The organism is Dolichospermum sp. DET69, assembly GCA_017355425.1.
GTDB lineage: Bacteria > Cyanobacteriota > Cyanobacteriia > Cyanobacteriales > Nostocaceae > Dolichospermum.
In genome coordinates, this window is the sequence record CP070233.1 from 1,961,578 (window position 1) to 1,978,530 (window position 16,953).

The window sequence follows — 16,953 nt, forward strand, 5'->3', positions numbered from 1 at the left end:
TATCAGCGTGGTTCATTTACCTGAAAATAACTGTAATATGAGTTTTAAAGCACATTTAATTGCAAAAAGGCTGGAAACTTTTTTGATCAGCTGGTAGTTTATCATGAAGTATTGACTGCGAATATCGCCAGTTTGGTCTTTCTTTGGGCTTAATTTTTGTTTAAGTCCGATTAAGATGATAGACTTACAATACCTTCGCCAAAATCCTAAAACCCTATTGATATCGTAACGATTTTATTGGCTTTCAGACCTATATTTTATTTGGCAAATTGGCGAAGATATTGATTTATACAGTAAGTCCTATGCTCTTTTTTCCCAGTTATGCACAAAAAACCATATAAAAATCTTCGAGGTTGCTCTTTCAAAGATAAAGACTTGGCTGGAGCAGATTTTAGCGATGCAGATATTAGAGGAGCAGATTTTAGTGGTGCTAACCTTCAAGGTGCTAACTTCACAAATGCTCAAGCTGGACTGCAAAAACGTTGGGCTATTTTTCTGGTCATTGTTTCGTTGCTACTATCTGGATTATCAGGATCAATAGCGGGTCAAGCCGGTTACATAGCTGCACAAGGATTTAATGCCTTTCAATCCAGTAATCAAATTGCTGGATGGGCTGTCATAGCGGCACTTTTCACTTTCTCTTTACTCACTATTGGCTATGGAATACAAGCGGGTTTAGGAGTTATAGCTGTAGCTTTTGTTGTAACTGGAATCCTTGCTGTAATTAATATCGCACCTATAATCGTATTTGGAACAGCAGCTTCCATTGGAATCGGATCTGTGGCTGCATCTGGTGCCGGAGCCTTTGCTATAGCGAGTGCAGGAATCTTCAGCTTGACTGGAGCTATTGTCGGATCTGTTGCGGGAGTTATAGCAGGAATTTTAATTGTAGATGGAGCTAAAGTCTTCACAGCAGCTTTTACTTTTGCCGGAGTAGTAGTGTTACTTAGTTTTTATATTAGTTACCAGGCGATGAAAGGAAACGAAAAGCACATTATTATTCGGAACATCGCTATTGCTTTTAGTGCTTTTGGTGGTACAAGTTTTCGCAAAGCTAATTTAACTGACGCTAACTTTACAGGAGCATCACTCAAAGGTACAGACTTTAGAAACGCTAATGTGGTTCGTACGTGCTTCTATAACGCTCAAATGCTAGACCGTATTCGTCCTGGTTCAACTTACCTTCAAAAGGCACAATTGCGTCATTTGTTGGTTACTAGACTTGGACAGAACAAAAATTTTGATCATCAAGACTTACGAGGAGTGAACTTACAGGAAGCTAATTTAGAAAATGCTAGTTTTATTGATGTAGATTTCTATCAAGCTAATTTATCAAATGCTAATTTATCAAGAAGTATACTTGTACGCACAAATTTTGAAAGAGCTAATTTAAGAGGTGCTTGCTTAACTGGAAGTTGTATCCAAGATTGGATACTTACTAAAGGCACTAATCTTGAAGGAATTGTTTGTGACTATGTTTATTTGAAATGGGTTGATGGCGATAAACGTGACCCAATGCCCCATAGAGGTAACTTTAAAAAAGGTGGTTTTATTCTTTTTGCTAAGTATATTCTAGATACAATTGATATTTACCATAATAAAGATATTAATCCTCGATTAGCTCTAACAGTTTTGAAAAAGATGTCTAAAGATTATGATGAAACTTTAGATATTGTAGCTGTAGGAAAAAGAGGAGATAAAGTTTTTATTAAAGTTAAACTTTCTGAAACTGTTGATTCCCAGAAATTTAAAGAAGATTACTTGTCCAGATATGATGATGGTTTAATATTGATTTCATCTTCCTCCACATCGTTACCATCAGTAGATGAGCTTCTCGAAAACAGACTGGCAGAAATTGCTTCTAATAACACAGATAAAATTCCATATGTTAATGTAACATATATAGAATATATCAACACTCCCCAGGACTTAATTATTCAAGGAGAAGTAACGGTGGAAAATATTGAAACGAGAGGAGACACTATTCGCCAAAGTGGAAGCTTTGGTATTGGTGTTAATAAAGGTACAGTTAATACAGAAAAATTAGCTGGAACTATTAATGAAGCTAACCAACAGAATTTAGCAGAAGCTGCAAAAGAAATCCAGAATTTGCTCAAGCAATTGAAAGAAACTAATCCCACTGAAACTAGTACAGTAATTGCAGCTAAAGCTGCTGATGAGATCAGGAATAATTCAACTTTGAAAGCACGGGTAATTAGTGCGCTCAAGTCTGGAGGTAAGGAAGCATTTAAAGAAGCGGTTGATAATCCACTAGTTAACGTTTTGGTAGCAATTATTGAGGGTTGGCAAGAAGCTGAGTAAACTGCGATGATGTAAATGGACTCAAGCCTGGATAAGTATAATTTTCTGCAAAAATTTGGCAAAATCTCATCCTGCCTCAGTTTCAAAACTTGCACATAAAAAATATCCAAAAAATTCTTGTAGTGCGGGCATCTTGCCCACTAATCATCAAGGATGGGCAGGATATCCATCTTCAATGTACGGTTATAGCAACCGCCAATTTTTTTTTAACTCTTATTCTATGCAACTTCATATTAATTTTTTATCATAATAATTTTGTTTAATTGAGATATGTAAAACCAAAATTGATTAGCTTATACCGACATCTTCTCAACCAAAACCTGATTCATAATTTGCTGTTTCAAGGAAGCCGCCGCAACTGAAGCAATCATTTCCCAATCTTTTTCTGTCAATATTACCCCAAGCAGTTCGCGCAATACCTGATGATTAGAAATAAACTCCTCACCAAAAAGTTCATCCCTCTGCAACACAGCTTGAATATGTTCTTTAACAGTAGGTGTAGGTATCCTGAATCTTTCCAGCAACTTCTCTCTGGCGGTAGCAGATGCTATAGAAGTGGCAGTTCCTAAATTCCAATCTTTGAGTAACAAACGCACTTCTCGATTCAACGAAATCCGCAAAGTTTTTAAACGATAAAACAATTCGGGATTAAGTAACAGTTGATCAAAACCAGAACCCCAATCTAAACCAGCACCAATATTACCCCCTACTTCTTCCTCAGCTTGGATACTTTTTCTCAACCATTCTTCATTAAGTAATAAATCCATCGGGGTTGCTAAATACGCATTTACAAGAGTGCTATCCTCAACACGAATTAGCTGAACTTGCAGTTGCACTCGTTACTCCTTATTGGTGAAAATGACTGTGGTAACAAACTAAAATAGTATCATTAATATAGGACTCCAGTTTGATTGCTGATAGCGTTCACGTAGTGTGCCGAAGGCATAGCGTGGCGTTAGCCATATTTTCCTGCGTAGGAAGGCAAGAGGATTTGACCCGGATTTCTCACAAGTCCTGGCTAAAACTGCTCAACCCCAACCCCCACTGGACTTTCGGCTGATTGTGTAAAATGACAGACTATTTTTTCTGCCCTTCTCTGGAACGCTTATCTGGCAGGCTTATAAGCCATTTTTGAAAATCGTGGTGAGAAATCCGGGTTGAGAATATGAAGGTGTACCGAGTTTTGTATGGCTACGCCACGCAAGCTATCAAAAATCAAATAGGAGTCCTATATTTAAATAAGAGAAGTTTATCTTATTTCTTTAAAATGAGAATTGCTGCCGATCTAAATTAAAGATCGTAAATCAAACACTCCAAAGCGTCTGGATACATTTCACAGTAGTCTTCTAAGGCTGTTTTGCGGTGTTTTGCTTGTTTTTGATGGGCTTTTTCTGCTTGCAATTCTTCGACAATATCCCATGCTACTGCACAATTGGCGGAATTATTGCCATTTTCTGTACAGGTTGTCCGCGCTTCTGTAATAGCTTCAAGAATTGCTTCTTCAATGGGTTTTTTACCATTGATAACTTCGTTTAGGGATACCATGATCATGTTACCTCTGTTGAGGAAAATAAAGGTTAATTAGGAATTTTAAGGATTGCTAATGAAGAGAATTACTCATAGTTGGTAAACTCTTTTTCAGAGTAACAATTCAAATAATTATTTTTAGTTAATTTATATACTTTTTGATTCTATGATGATATAATCATGACTTAAACATTCCGTAATAGGGATTTATTAATGCTAAAGTAGTAGATAATCTAAATATTTTAGTTATAATTTAAACAGAGTATCTGTAACTTATAATTATGCGTGAATTAGCACTTCAATCTCAATCTTTACGTGAAGCCTGGAAGGGTTACAAGAAGGTTTAACTCAAGTTGCACTCAATATGATACAAGAAGGTATTGATTTATCTCTAGTAGCTAAACTAACTAATCTACCACTTAAAAAGATTCAAAATTTGCAAGTTAGTAATGTAGATGATTTGGAAATTTTAGTAAAAGATTTTCTTGAGTTAAGTGAATCATCACTCAATAAAGTTTGGCTTGAACCAGAAGAAGACGAAGCTTGGAAGGATTTATAAATTCCCAAAATTACCGCCTAATTCTTGCTGTAAGCGATACAAAATAGTATTTTTATCAACTTGTGACAAAATTTCTTGAATGACAGTATTAGCGCCCAATTGTCCCCAAGTACAGCCTTTTTCTAGATATAACTGGGCGGCTTTACCGACTGTATAAGCACCATAACCGGCAATTCCACCTTGGGCGATCGCACTTCCGAAAAAAGTAGTAATATTAAAGGGATTATCACCACTAGCTATAGCTGCGGCACTTTTACCTAAACCTAATATAAAACTACTGCCAATTTCACTTAATAATAAACCACCAGAACTAAATAAAATTGTTTTTAATAATTCACTGGCTTCATAGCTAGTCATGGGTAAACCATACAATTTAGCTAAAGCCCGAATTAAAGCTAAATCGGTAATTAAACCACCTATTATATCTAAGAAAGCAATAGGATTTAAACCAATGGCTAGGGCTTTATATTGGCTAAACTTCCAAATTATATCTTCTGCTTCTTTTTCGCGGATATGAACGGTTTTTTGGGCGATATTTTCTTCAGATTCTCTGGCTTGAATTAGTGCATTTAAAGCTAAAAGAGATCGTCCTTCTCGATTTAATATATTTAAGATTGTTTGTTTTAATTCTTCTACTTGCGGTGGTGGTGTTTCCCATTCAGAAGTGATGCTTCCGTCTGGATATTCCACCCTAACTTCCATTGGTGCAGGTTCAGCCGCTATCATGACAATTTCATCAGGTAATAATGGCTGATTTTGGATATTTCCTGCCCCTAATTGTTGCAGATTTTTATAAATTGCATTTTTATCTGTTTCTGGATATAAATCAATTTTGTTAAATACTAAAATTAACGGTTTTTGTGCCTGACGTAATTCTAATAATCCCTGATATTCAGTTCTCGTAATATCCCCAGAAACCACAAACAAGATTAAATCAGCTTGACGCGCTACGTCTCGCGCCATTTGCGCCCGTGAATCTCCGGCAATTTCATCTAAACCGGGAGTATCAATTAATTCGACTAATACTTTATCTCCTGGTTTCCAAGGTACAGAACGTGGCCATTGAGTGACACCATTTAGGGGTCCTGTTTGCAGAATTTTTTCCCCTAATAAAGAATTTAATACTGCTGATTTTCCCCGACTGACTAAACCAAAAGCTGCAATTCTAATGACATTCGCATCTAATTTATTCAGTGTGGCGTTTATTGCTTCTATTTCCGGTTTTAGCAAACTTGCCAATTCTGGATTTGCTGCCATTTGTCCCGATTTACGGAGATATCCATACCAAGATAATGCTTGTCTAAGACTAGCACGGGCGCGGTTTAAATGAGTTTCTTGTAGGTTACGATTACTCACAGGGAATAGGGAATAGGGAACAGGGAATAGGGAACAGGGAATAGGGAACAGGGAATAGGGAACAGAAAAATGTTCTTTATTCTTAAATATTGTACGGGTTTAGCAATGCTAAACCCCTACTGATTGATTTTCTAATTCTATCTTTTAAAGTCCTAAATATGCTGATAATTTTGAAATGTTGGGTTTCCTCGATTCAACCCAACCTACATGAGGATTAAAATTAAGCCGCTGTTAATGATTTGCCGATAATTTGCGGTTCGGGTATTGGTTGTCCGGCTTCTAAATAAGATGAAATCAGCATTTCTAAGACTTCTTGGGCATTTTTTAAAGCCTCTTCATAAGTGTCTCCATGAGTATGACAAAACTCTCCCCATTCAGGAAGACTTACCACAAAGCATTTATCTTCTTCTGACCATTGAATAATGATTGTGTAATGATTATTCATTAATAAATTTTTCAGTTCTCTAATTTTTTTGGGCATATCTAATATAATATCATTGTCCTAAATATGCTTCTAAAACTTTGGTATTATTTTGGATTTCTGTAGGACTACCAACAGCTAAATTTTGTCCTTCGGCTAATACCCAAACTCGATCACATAAGGACATAATTACGTCCATGTTATGTTCAATAATCAAAAATGTCATGCCGTCGTGACGATTCCAATCTAGAATGCGATCGCTAATCTCATCAATTAATCTAGGATTTACCCCTGCGGCTGGTTCATCTAGTAATATTAACTTAGGATTGGTCATTAATGCTCGACCAATTTCTAAAAGTTTCCGCTGTCCCCCAGATAAACCTCCAGCATAATCAGCGGCTTTTTTTTCCAAGCCTACAGATTCTAACAAAAACATTGCCCGTTCTTTTAATTGCTTTTCTTCCTTAGCTACAATGTGGGGTTGAAATTGCACTTGCCAAAAATTCTCACCGGTTTGTTTTTGCGCCCCTAGCAGCATATTTTCTAATACTGATAACTTCGATAAAGCCCGGGCTACTTGAAAAGTTCTCACTAATCCTTGTTGGGCAATCTGGTATGGTTGTAACTGATGAATAGGTTCACCATCAAAAATGACTCTACCCTTATCTGGATGGATAAAATTGGAGAGTAAATTAAATAAAGTGGTTTTACCAGCACCGTTGGGACCAATCAAGCCAGTAATACTCCCTTTGACAACTTCAATATTAGCTTCTTGAACTGCTTTAATCCCACCAAAACTTTTACAAAGTCCAGTAGCAGCTAATAGGGGTAATTGAGGTGACTCGATATTATTTACCATAATGATTTTATGCTCAACTTATTTTTAATGAACTGATTTAGATAAGATACCCAATATTTTTTTGATATCTTTAATATAATATTCACTGAAGTCAATGTAAACTACTTGATCTTCTAGTTTTAAAAATTTCCACATATTGCCTGTGGTGACAATACCATAAATTGTATCTATATAATTACCCTCTTTTTGATTAAATAATTGGGCAGCTATCATTTCTGCTACACATTGACCTAATCCAACTTTAATATTTTCATTCTTGGCTTCAACGATGGTGATAATAGGAGAAGTAATAAATAGTTGTTCTGGTGATTTACTAATGATAAAGTCGCAAACTCCATTTAAACCTTGTGCTGGTTCAACATTAAAATCTACACCTGAAAATAAACTAATTTCCTCACTAAAAAGATTCTTGATTTCAATTAGAACTGGGGCAATTATCATTTCTGAACGAGCTTTTTCAGTGTTAATTGCTAATGCTAAAGCTACATTAGTTTTTAGCACAGCATCTAAAATTGTACTTGATTCTCTTTCAGGTGTATCAGCAAATAAATCTACTTTTTCATTAATAGTTAAACTAAATTTCTTAACTACTTCCTGTAATTTAAAATCACTATAAGCCATTAAATTTACCTCTTGAAAATTGCTATTCTTCCTAATTACCAACTATTTACCAAGAGTCAGTTCTTCCTTTTTGCCTAAAATACCTTGAGGCCGCCAAATCATCAATAGCATTAAAAGTAAACCAATAAACATGATCCTAAAAGCACCAATCCGTTCTACATCTAGGGGAACAATTTTGGGTAAAAATTCTCTGGTTAGGGCATCATAAGTAAAGAAAATGACTGCACCTAAAATAGTTCCTAGATTATTGCCAGAACCGCCTAGAATTACCATGATCCAAGCATCAAATGTGAGTTGAGGTTGAAAATTATCAGGGTAAATTGCTCCTAGTTGCCAAGCAAAAAATGCCCCAGCAATTCCAGCAATTGCACCACCTAACATTAATGATTGTAGTTTATAAGAAAATACGTTTTTGCCTAATGCTTTGGGAACTTCTTCATCTTCCCGGATAGATTTTAGCACTCTTCCCCAAGGAGAATGGACTAAAATTTCTAACCGCCAAAAAACAAAAGCCAAAATTAACAATACCAACAACATTAAACCTGCTTTGGGATTATAATTATATAGTCCGATTACACCGGAAACATAAATTGCCACAGTCAATAATCCTAAACAAAATCCTACTATCAACCGAGAAATAAATTCTTGTTGAATACTATTATTTCTCACTATATTATTACTTGCAGAAATTTGAGCAGTCCGCAGCCAACGCCAAAGAGAAAATAATGTTATTCCTGTTAATAGAGTCAGGACAGCAATCATTACTATCCGCAAGAATAAATTCGGGGTTGTTGATAAAGGGACAACATAACTTTGCACGCCAAAAGAGCCAGATATCCAAGCATTACCCACAGGTAAATCCTGGTTATTCACTATTAATCGAATCAATTCACCCGTGCCAATAGTGACAATTGAAAGATAATCTTCGCGTAAACGCAGAGTGGCAAAACCAATAACTAAACCCAGCAAAGCGGCGACAATTGCCCCAATTCCGGCCGATAGCAGCAAGGGTACGCCCTTTAAACTTAACAAAACCGTTGTATACGCACCCAAGGTCATAAAAGCAATATGACCAAAGTTAATTAAACCTGTAAAACCCCATTGTAAATTAAGTCCTAACCCAAACAGGGCAAATGTTGCGGTAGAAATAGCCAGAAAAATCAGATATTCAATCATAAGTTTGTCAGTGGTCAGTGGTCAGTGGTCAGTTGTTAGTGGTAATTATTTCTTTAATTTGCTTTGCTGGCTCTTGGTGAAATAATAAATTGTAGTCTACCTTGAGGATAATTCACTAAAAGTTTAGAACCTGCTGCTTATGAGCGGGTAGTCAAATTCCTGCGTGTTGTACCGATGCCCGATGTTTAATTCAAAGATTAATTCAGAGGGAACAGGGAACGGGCAACAGGGAACAGGAAAAACTCATGTTTAAAAACATGAGATTGAAATAATGACACTGTTTTTTTTCGGGCTACGCATCTTAAAAAACATCTTTTTTTTAACTGAGCTTTAAACTGGTGCAACTTTTGTTTCTTACCTGTTCCCTGTTCCCTGTTCCCTGTTCCCTGTTCCCTTCTTTTGTAAATTTTTATCAAGCGGTTTCCTGTCAGATGATTAAAAACTGTATAAGACAAAGCAGGGATCGCCAAAACCATACATTAAACTGGAGTTTGAATATATTTGAGATTTCCCTCTTATGGATGCTCAGGCACTTTGGCAACGATACCAAGATTGGTTATATTTACACGAGGGATTAGGACTGTATTTAGATATCAGTCGAATGCGGTTTGATGATGCTTTTGTGGCATCGCTGCAACCGAAGTTTGACAAAGCGTTTGCGGATATGGCAAAATTAGAACAGGGTGCGATCGCCAATCCCGACGAAAACCGCATGGTAGGTCATTACTGGTTACGAAATCCAGATTTGGCACCCACTCCCGAACTAACCCAAGAAATAGTTCAAACTTTAGAACAAATCGAAGCTTTTGCTGACCAGATCCACACTGGTGCAGTGCATCCCCCCAAAGAGCGCAGCTTCACAGATATCATCTCTATCGGTATTGGTGGTTCAGCCCTAGGTCCCCAATTCGTCGCTGAAGCCCTTTCCCCCGATTTACCACCCCTAAATATTCACTTTATTGACAATTCCGATCCCACAGGAATTGATCGAGTTCTCTCCCAAATTGGCAATAAACTAGCTACTACTTTGGTATTAGTGATTTCCAAATCTGGAGGCACTCCCGAACCTCGCAACGGCATGATTGAGGTCAAACAGGCTTATGCAGCCCAAAATTTAGACTTTTCTAAATATGCAGTTGCGATTACTGGACAAGATAGCAACTTGGATAAAGTCGCAAAATCTGAAAATTGGTTAGCCCGGTTTTTCATGTATGACTGGGTAGGTGGACGTACCTCCGAAATGTCCGCTGTAGGGCTAGTTCCTGCGGCTTTACAAGGCATTGATATCCGTGCCATGCTGGATGGTGCAAAAGAAATGGATGATGCCACCCGCGTTCCTAATCTCAAACATAACCCAGCCGCTTTATTAGCCCTTGCTTGGTATTTCTCTGGCAATGGCAAAGGTGAGAAAGATATGGTTGTCTTACCTTATAAAGATAGTTTGTTGTTATTTAGCCGTTATTTACAACAACTGGTCATGGAATCCTTGGGTAAAGAACAGGATTTAGACGGGAAAACTGTATATCAAGGGATTGCAGTCTATGGTAACAAAGGTTCAACCGACCAACACGCCTATGTACAACAGTTGCGGGAAGGTGTTCCCAATTTCTTTGCAACCTTGATTGAAGTTTTAGAAGATCGTCAAGGAAAATCTACAGAAGTTGATCCTGGAGTGACTGCTGGTGATTATCTCTCTGGTTTCTTGTTAGGAACTCGTCAAGCATTGTATGAGAATAACCGCGATTCCATTACAGTTAGCATTCCTCAAGTTAATGCTCGCACAGTGGGCGCGTTAATTGCATTGTATGAACGGGCTGTAGGTTTATATGCCAGTTTGGTAAATGTCAATGCTTATCATCAACCTGGCGTAGAAGCTGGTAAAAAAGCCGCTGCTGTGATTCTGGATTTACAAAAACGAGTTTTAGAAGTGTTACAAACTCAGAAAAAACCACTTTCTATAACTGAACTTGCAGATATTGCCGGCGTTGCTGAAGAGGTTGAAGCAATTTACAAAATTCTCCGTCATTTACATAGTAATAATCGGGGTGTGGTGTTAACTGGTGATTTAGCTAAACCAGGAAGTTTAACTGTTTCTCTCGGTTAAATACAATTAGATCCCCGACTTCTTCAAGAAGTCGGGGATCTTGTTCTCTACATAATTGCTACAAACTGAGATTTATCAGGTACTATGCAATTTGCTGTTCATCCATTGGGGTCAGATGAATTACTACCCGCTGATTAAGAGCATGAGCGATTTTTTGCAGCATGGAAAGAGAATGTCCTTCATAGTCAGCATCTTCTAGCCGTGCAATTACTGGTTGTTTTGTGCCAATCAGTTCAGCCAACTGTTTCTGCGTTAACCCAGCTTTGGTTCTGGCTTCATATATTAATTGTGCCACTTCTGCATTAATAGCAGATACCGCTATCATTGCCTCAAGTTGAGGATCAGTACGAGTCATCTTGTCAATAATTTTAATCGCATCCTTAGTCTTGGCCATCGTCTTCCTCCTCGTAGTAAGTGTGTGCTTCTGGGTTTTCCTCAAATAAACGCTCTCGCGCTATCGCTCGTTCGATATCAATTGCTGGTACTGCTGCTTGTTCTTTTGTAATGGCTTGTGCCAGAATCGCCACGTTTTGCCCATAAAAGAAGTACAAAATCCGGTACTGGACACGAATATGCTTTGCCCGCAATTCATAAATTCCATCTCGCAGGTAATCCGCCCCAGGGCGACGCAGTTCGTATCCTAAAGCCGCAAGTTGCTTGATGCGAGCTACACAGTTTGCATATCCTTTGCGGTCTTCTTTTAAAAGTCGCGTCAACCATTCCAGAACAGGTACTTCCCCATCCTCCTGGTAGAAAACAACCTGGGTTTCAGGCACTGCACACTCTCTCACTATATCAATATTGTTATTATACGCTAACTCAGATACTTTGGCACAATGACCTCCATGTTTGGTGTTTTGCGTACGCAAATATTCAAATATCTAAATATTCAACTACACAATGAAGTGCGGAATGTGGGGTATAACATTCTTCCACAATTATACTCAGCAAGGGCATCAATCCGACAAGCGATCGCTCCAGAATACTCAGAACGGGTTGTCCAGTCCCGACCCAGGAACACTTCCCCTTGTTGGCTTTCCAAAGATAAAAGCGATCGCGCATAGAAGTTTGCTTTGGTTACTTATCCAGCAAACCCTAGTTATTGAGTCGTCTTGAGACGACTTTTGCTATGAGACTGGGAATTCATTCCCAGTTGGGTTATGTAAGTTGACACCATTAAGCAATGCAAAAACGCCAACCGAAAAAAAGAGATTTTAGGTATTGACAAACAATTTTAAAAATGTTATCGTGAAGTTGATAAGGAAGAACTATCTTGCAATTATTCAATTAATAAAAAGACAAAATCCCCGACTTCTTCAAGAAATCGGGGATCTGATTCCAAATTAAATCTTACAGCATGGGGGCAAACTGAGATTTATCAGGTACTTCCGCGTACTCAGCGACAATTTGCCGCAATTCCTCACCGTTAATGGTTTCTTTTTCAATCAACAAATCAACCAAACGGTCGGCAAGACTACGATGATCACGCATGATCTTCTTAGCATTGGTATAACATTCTTCCACAATTATTCTCACTTGGGCATCAATCCGACAAGCGATCGCTTCAGAATACTCAGAACGAGTTGTCCAGTCCCGACCTAGAAAAACTTCCCCTTGTTGGCTTTCCAAAGATAAAGGCCCTAAATCAGACATTCCAAATCGAGTTACCATTTGTCGTGCCATTCCTGACAACTGCTGCAAATCTCCACCCGCACCAGTTGTAACTTCTGCTGCTCCAAAAATTACCTCTTCAGCAGCGCGGCCACCTAAAGCACCTGTAATTCTAGCCTTTAGCTGAGAACGGCTAATTAAACCTTGCTCTTCATTAGGCATAAACCAAGTTAAACCCTGGGCTTGTCCTCTAGGAATCAGAGTCACTTTTTGGACAGGATCATGGTCTTTGAGTAAAGTCCCCACCAAAGCATGGCCAATTTCATGGTAAGCAATCAACCGCTTACTCTTGCTGTCTACCAGGGGAGTACCTTCCATACCAGCAACTACCCGATCAACAGCATCATCAATTTCTAGTAAAGTGATACCTTCTTTCCGTCTTCTAGCGGTGAGAATAGCGGCTTCATTGAGCAGGTTAGCTAAATCTGCACCAGTAAATCCCGGAGTCCGGCGAGCGATCGCTTCTAAGGATACACTCTTATCTAATTTCTTATTTCTAGCATGAACTTGTAATACTTCTAAACGACCTTTAATGTCTGGTGCATCTACCTGTACTTGTCTATCAAAACGACCGGGACGCAACAAAGCTGCATCTAGGACATCAGGACGGTTAGTAGCAGCAATAATAATAATCCCAGTATTGCCTTCAAAACCATCCATTTCTGTTAATAGCTGGTTGAGGGTTTGTTCCCGTTCATCATTCCCACCACCAATACCCGCACCCCGTTGACGACCCACCGCGTCAATTTCATCAATAAAAATGATACAGGGAGCATTATCTTTAGCCTTTTTGAACAAATCACGGACACGGGAAGCACCCACACCCACAAACATTTCTACAAACTCCGAACCAGAAATACTGAAGAAAGGCACACCCGCTTCACCTGCGATCGCTTTTGCGAGTAAAGTTTTACCAGTTCCAGGAGGTCCAACTAATAATACTCCTTTAGGAATCCGCGCCCCTACAGCAGTAAACTTTTCAGGTTGTTTGAGGAAAGTAACAACTTCTTGTAATTCTTCTTTGGCTTCTTCAATTCCGGCTACGTCGTCAAATTTCACGCCAGTTTTCGCTTCCATTTGGAAACGAGCGCGGGATTTGCCGAAATTCATCGCTTGTCCAGGACCACCGGGAAGACTATTAGAACGACGGAACAAAAAGAATAATCCAGTAATCAATAATACTGGGAAAATTAAATTACCCAAAAGTCCCCAGATTGCTCCATCATTCCGCATTGGGTGGGCATCAAAACTGACTTGCTTTTGTTTGAGCTTTTGAATTAATTCAGGAGCATTAATCGGCAAATCTACCCGCCAATGTTGAGTGCGGTTTTCGATGTCTTGGTCATTAGCTTCAATAATTGCTGTTCTACCACCATCGTAAAGATCGACATTGGTAACACGATCTGCGTCCAAATATTCTAGAAAGCGCCCGTAGGTCATGCGGGTATTGGCAGTATTTTTACTTGTATCCGCAGGAACACCTGCAAAAGCACCTTGCCAAAAGAAAAAGCCAATTACCAAAGCTAGGACTGACCAGAGTGCTACGACTCTCCAAGAGAATTTCATCTTTAATTTTCCTTCTAAATGTTAATTGTCTGAACTTAATTGTCTGAACTTAATTGTCTGAACTATGATTTACATGATTAATGTGATTTCGATGATTAATTAGTCTGAACTATGATTTGCATGATTGATGGGATTTCGATGATTAATTAGTCTGAACTACAGCGGTTTCCGCTTTTATGAGTTACATCTTAGCCCCCTCATCGCTTGCGGGGAGGGGGTTGGGGGGTGGGGTTCTTGTACCTCATAACACCAGGAAGTGCTGTATGATTTACATGATTAATGTGATCTCGATGATTAATTGATCGGTTAAAGCAAGCAATTAATCACAGAAATCACCTAAATCACCAAAATCACAGTTCAGACGATGTTCTATGGCAGATCCAGGATTTTTATCAGGAATCTTAATTAAACTTAACTTAATTCTAATACAAACTTGCCCTACAAGCACAAACTTAGGGTAAAAGCTGAACTAAAAAAGGTCAAAAACCTCTTCTTACTTAACTTCCGTAATTTTTAAGGTATAAGGTAGATACTCATTTTGACCGTAAGAACCAATCCAAATTTGATAAGTACCTGGTAGCCATTCCCCAACAATACCGGGATTTTTACCGTCAAAGTCATCATTACACCAAGTTCCACCGGGGCCTTTAATAATCATGGTGGTATCCGCAGGACTTTGGACGACAAACTTTAGGTAGTCAAATTTACTAGTAAGTTTCACAGTATGGTCTGGGGCTTCATCCATAAATCCTTTACAGGGTCCAGTTGGTTGTGTTTCTGCTTTTCCCGCTATTTTGCTTCCCGGTATGGCACCACCACTCATACCCCTGACTGTCAATGGATTTGGAGAAAGTGGATGTTGAATAGTCACATCTTCAAAAATTGGCGAGGCTGGTTGAGCATGAGCCACGGGATTAAATCCGGCTGTAACGCAGAGTATCACTATGATTCCTGTCGTCAACGCTGTTTTTGACATTGCAATTAGAGAAGATTGCTAAATACCTTTAAAGACATGAATTGACGGTCTCAAGTTCCTTTGGAGAAAAGACTTGAGTACCGCTGGGGGAATTTAAATTTTAGATTTTAGATTTTAGATTTTAGATTAAAAAATTTGGTACAAGACCCGTCATTCTCACAACGGAAAAATTGTCAATCCAAAATCTAAAATTTTCGAGTTTCTACACTTTAGGGTAAAGTCAATCCAAAATCCAAAATCTTAAATCCAAAATTGAGTGACCCCATACCCAGTAATTAATTATGGCTAATTGCCTGATTTAAACGGGATTTATCTAAACCAATCTGATTAAGTAGCAGCCAAGATTGGATTAGGTCTGGTCCGTGTACATCCCCGGTTAAGGCAGCTCTGAGCGATCGCATGACTAAGCCTTTTTTCACATTTTCTGTTTTCACAACTTGCTTAATAATACTTTGAGCAGTATCTGCTGATAACTCTGTTTGAGCTTCTAAAGCTGCGATAATTGCTTGCAGTACAGTCTTCACCCCTTCTTGCTGTAGTTGTTGACTGCCTTCTTCCGTCAATTCTACCCCAGCAGTAAAAAATACTTTGGTCATCTCCACAGCATCTACCAACCGAGTCAAACTAGCCGCAATTAACCCCACTAGCTGCTCTAACCAAGGCCGTTCTCTCCCATCTGTAAATTGATAACCAGCTTTTTCCCAGTGGGGAACAAGTAAATCTGTCAGTTTATCAATTGGCATATTATGGAGATATTGACTATTCAACCAATCTAATTTATCCCAGTCGAATTTAGCACCAGCTTTATTCACCCGCTCAAAGCCGAAATCCTTAGCTGCTGATTCTAAATTGAATATTTCCTGAGTAGAATCCGCTGGTGACCATCCTAGCAAAGTCATATAATTGACTAAACCTTCCGCAGTAAAGCCCATATTCTGAAAGTCACAAATGGAAGTGACTCCATCTCGCTTCGATAGTTTTCGCCCTTCTTGATTCAAAATTAAAGGTGTATGGGCAAATTCGGGAATCTTCGCCCCCAAAGCTTCATACAGCAAAATTTGTTTAGCCGTATTGGCGATATGGTCTTCTCCACGAATGACATGACTGATTTGCATATCAATATCATCCACTACCACCACAAAATTATATAGTGGTTGACCAGTACCATCAGTAGTAGCGCGAGCAATGACCATATCACCGCCTAAATCACTACCACGCCAACTCATTTTCCCCCGTACCAGGTCATTCCAAATAATTTCCCGATGATCGGCGATTTGGAAACGAATCACGGAAGAACGCCCTTGAGCTTCAAATTCAGCTCGTTGTTCTGGAGTTAAATGACGGTGACGGTTATCATAGCGAGGGGCTTCGTTTCTGGCTTTTTGCCCTTCTCGTAATGCGTCCAATTCCTCAGAGGTGGTATAACAACGATAGGCTAAACCTTGATCTAGTAATTTTTGAACGGCTTCTTTATAAAGGTCTAGGCGTTGAGATTGGAAAAATGGCCCTTCATCCCAGTTCATTCCTAACCAGCGCAGTCCAGCCAGAATATTATCTGTATATTCAGGACGCGATCTCTCTAAATCTGTATCTTCGATTCTTAAAATAAACTTGCCATCATGGTGACGGGCAAACAAATAATTAAATACAGCGGTTCTCGCCGTACCAATATGTAGATTTCCGGTAGGACTCGGAGCTATGCGGACTCTAACGGTCACAGTTGATTCTCTCTTTTATAAATCATGATTACACCTTCTGATATGAAAGCCTGTGAGCTTTTTTTATAAACTCCCTA

General features: G+C 38.8%; 15 protein-coding genes and 1 pseudogene. 3 read left to right on the forward strand and 13 right to left on the reverse strand.

Features of this window, described 5'->3' with window-relative positions; genetic code table 11:
* Positions 1-321 precede the first annotated feature (321 nt).
* On the forward strand, positions 322-2,322 hold the full coding sequence (locus tag EZY12_09200; protein QSX69737.1) for a pentapeptide repeat-containing protein: 2,001 nt from the start codon (positions 322-324) through the stop codon (positions 2,320-2,322).
* Positions 2,323-2,615: 293 nt separating this feature from the next.
* On the opposite strand, the gene EZY12_09205 is transcribed toward EZY12_09200, so the two are convergent.
* Positions 2,616-3,089, reverse strand: coding sequence for a hypothetical protein (locus EZY12_09205; protein ID QSX70597.1), 474 nt, complete (start codon positions 3,087-3,089; stop codon positions 2,616-2,618).
* A gap of 523 nt (positions 3,090-3,612) precedes the next feature.
* Positions 3,613-3,873 (reverse strand): Calvin cycle protein CP12, encoded by a 261-nt coding sequence (locus EZY12_09210; protein QSX69738.1) that lies wholly within the window; start codon positions 3,871-3,873, stop codon positions 3,613-3,615.
* A 257-nt stretch (positions 3,874-4,130) separates the two neighbouring features.
* On the opposite strand from EZY12_09210, the pseudogene EZY12_09215 reads away from it, so the two are divergent.
* Positions 4,131-4,408: pseudogene (locus EZY12_09215) on the forward strand (hypothetical protein).
* Here EZY12_09215 and EZY12_09220 read toward each other — a convergent pair.
* From EZY12_09220 to EZY12_09240, 5 genes are all read right to left on the reverse strand, one after another.
* Positions 4,403-5,764, reverse strand: a complete 1,362-nt coding sequence (locus EZY12_09220) for a GTP-binding protein (GenBank protein QSX69739.1) — start codon at positions 5,762-5,764, stop codon at positions 4,403-4,405. The pseudogene EZY12_09215 and the gene EZY12_09220 sit on opposite strands and share 6 nt — an antisense overlap.
* A gap of 220 nt (positions 5,765-5,984) precedes the next feature.
* Positions 5,985-6,209, reverse strand: coding sequence for a type II toxin-antitoxin system HicB family antitoxin (locus EZY12_09225; GenBank protein ID QSX70598.1), 225 nt, complete (start codon positions 6,207-6,209; stop codon positions 5,985-5,987).
* A 49-nt stretch (positions 6,210-6,258) separates the two neighbouring features.
* On the reverse strand, positions 6,259-7,044 hold the full coding sequence (locus tag EZY12_09230) for an ABC transporter ATP-binding protein (GenBank protein ID QSX69740.1): 786 nt from the start codon (positions 7,042-7,044) through the stop codon (positions 6,259-6,261).
* A 24-nt stretch (positions 7,045-7,068) separates the two neighbouring features.
* Positions 7,069-7,665: a hypothetical protein gene (locus EZY12_09235; protein QSX69741.1), complete on the reverse strand. Its 597-nt coding sequence runs from the start codon at positions 7,663-7,665 to the stop codon at positions 7,069-7,071.
* Positions 7,666-7,707: 42 nt separating this feature from the next.
* Positions 7,708-8,841, reverse strand: coding sequence for a branched-chain amino acid ABC transporter permease (locus tag EZY12_09240; GenBank protein ID QSX69742.1), 1,134 nt, complete (start codon positions 8,839-8,841; stop codon positions 7,708-7,710).
* A 517-nt stretch (positions 8,842-9,358) separates the two neighbouring features.
* Here EZY12_09240 and EZY12_09245 point away from each other — a divergent pair.
* Positions 9,359-10,945, forward strand: a complete 1,587-nt coding sequence (locus EZY12_09245; GenBank protein ID QSX69743.1) for a glucose-6-phosphate isomerase — start codon at positions 9,359-9,361, stop codon at positions 10,943-10,945.
* An 82-nt stretch (positions 10,946-11,027) separates the two neighbouring features.
* Here EZY12_09245 and EZY12_09250 read toward each other — a convergent pair whose 3' ends face one another.
* From EZY12_09250 to EZY12_09275, 6 genes are all read right to left on the reverse strand, one after another.
* Positions 11,028-11,339, reverse strand: coding sequence for a helix-turn-helix transcriptional regulator (locus EZY12_09250; protein ID QSX69744.1), 312 nt, complete (start codon positions 11,337-11,339; stop codon positions 11,028-11,030).
* Positions 11,326-11,721, reverse strand: a complete 396-nt coding sequence (locus tag EZY12_09255; GenBank protein ID QSX69745.1) for a type II toxin-antitoxin system RelE/ParE family toxin — start codon at positions 11,719-11,721, stop codon at positions 11,326-11,328. The genes EZY12_09250 and EZY12_09255 overlap by 14 nt, the downstream gene beginning before the upstream one ends.
* Before the next feature lie 97 nt (positions 11,722-11,818).
* A complete protein-coding gene (locus tag EZY12_09260; protein QSX69746.1) occupies positions 11,819-12,007 on the reverse strand; it encodes a hypothetical protein in 189 nt (62 codons plus the stop codon).
* Positions 12,008-12,295: 288 nt separating this feature from the next.
* Positions 12,296-14,182 (reverse strand): ATP-dependent zinc metalloprotease FtsH2, encoded by a 1,887-nt coding sequence (ftsH2, locus tag EZY12_09265; GenBank protein ID QSX69747.1) that lies wholly within the window; start codon positions 14,180-14,182, stop codon positions 12,296-12,298.
* A 493-nt stretch (positions 14,183-14,675) separates the two neighbouring features.
* The gene (locus EZY12_09270) at positions 14,676-15,158 is read right to left on the reverse strand and encodes a hypothetical protein (GenBank protein ID QSX69748.1); all 483 of its coding nucleotides are present in this window, start codon (positions 15,156-15,158) and stop codon (positions 14,676-14,678) included.
* 275 nt (positions 15,159-15,433) lie between these two features.
* On the reverse strand, positions 15,434-16,876 hold the full coding sequence (locus EZY12_09275; protein QSX69749.1) for a glutamate--tRNA ligase: 1,443 nt from the start codon (positions 16,874-16,876) through the stop codon (positions 15,434-15,436).
* Between the last annotated feature and the right edge of the window lie 77 nt (positions 16,877-16,953).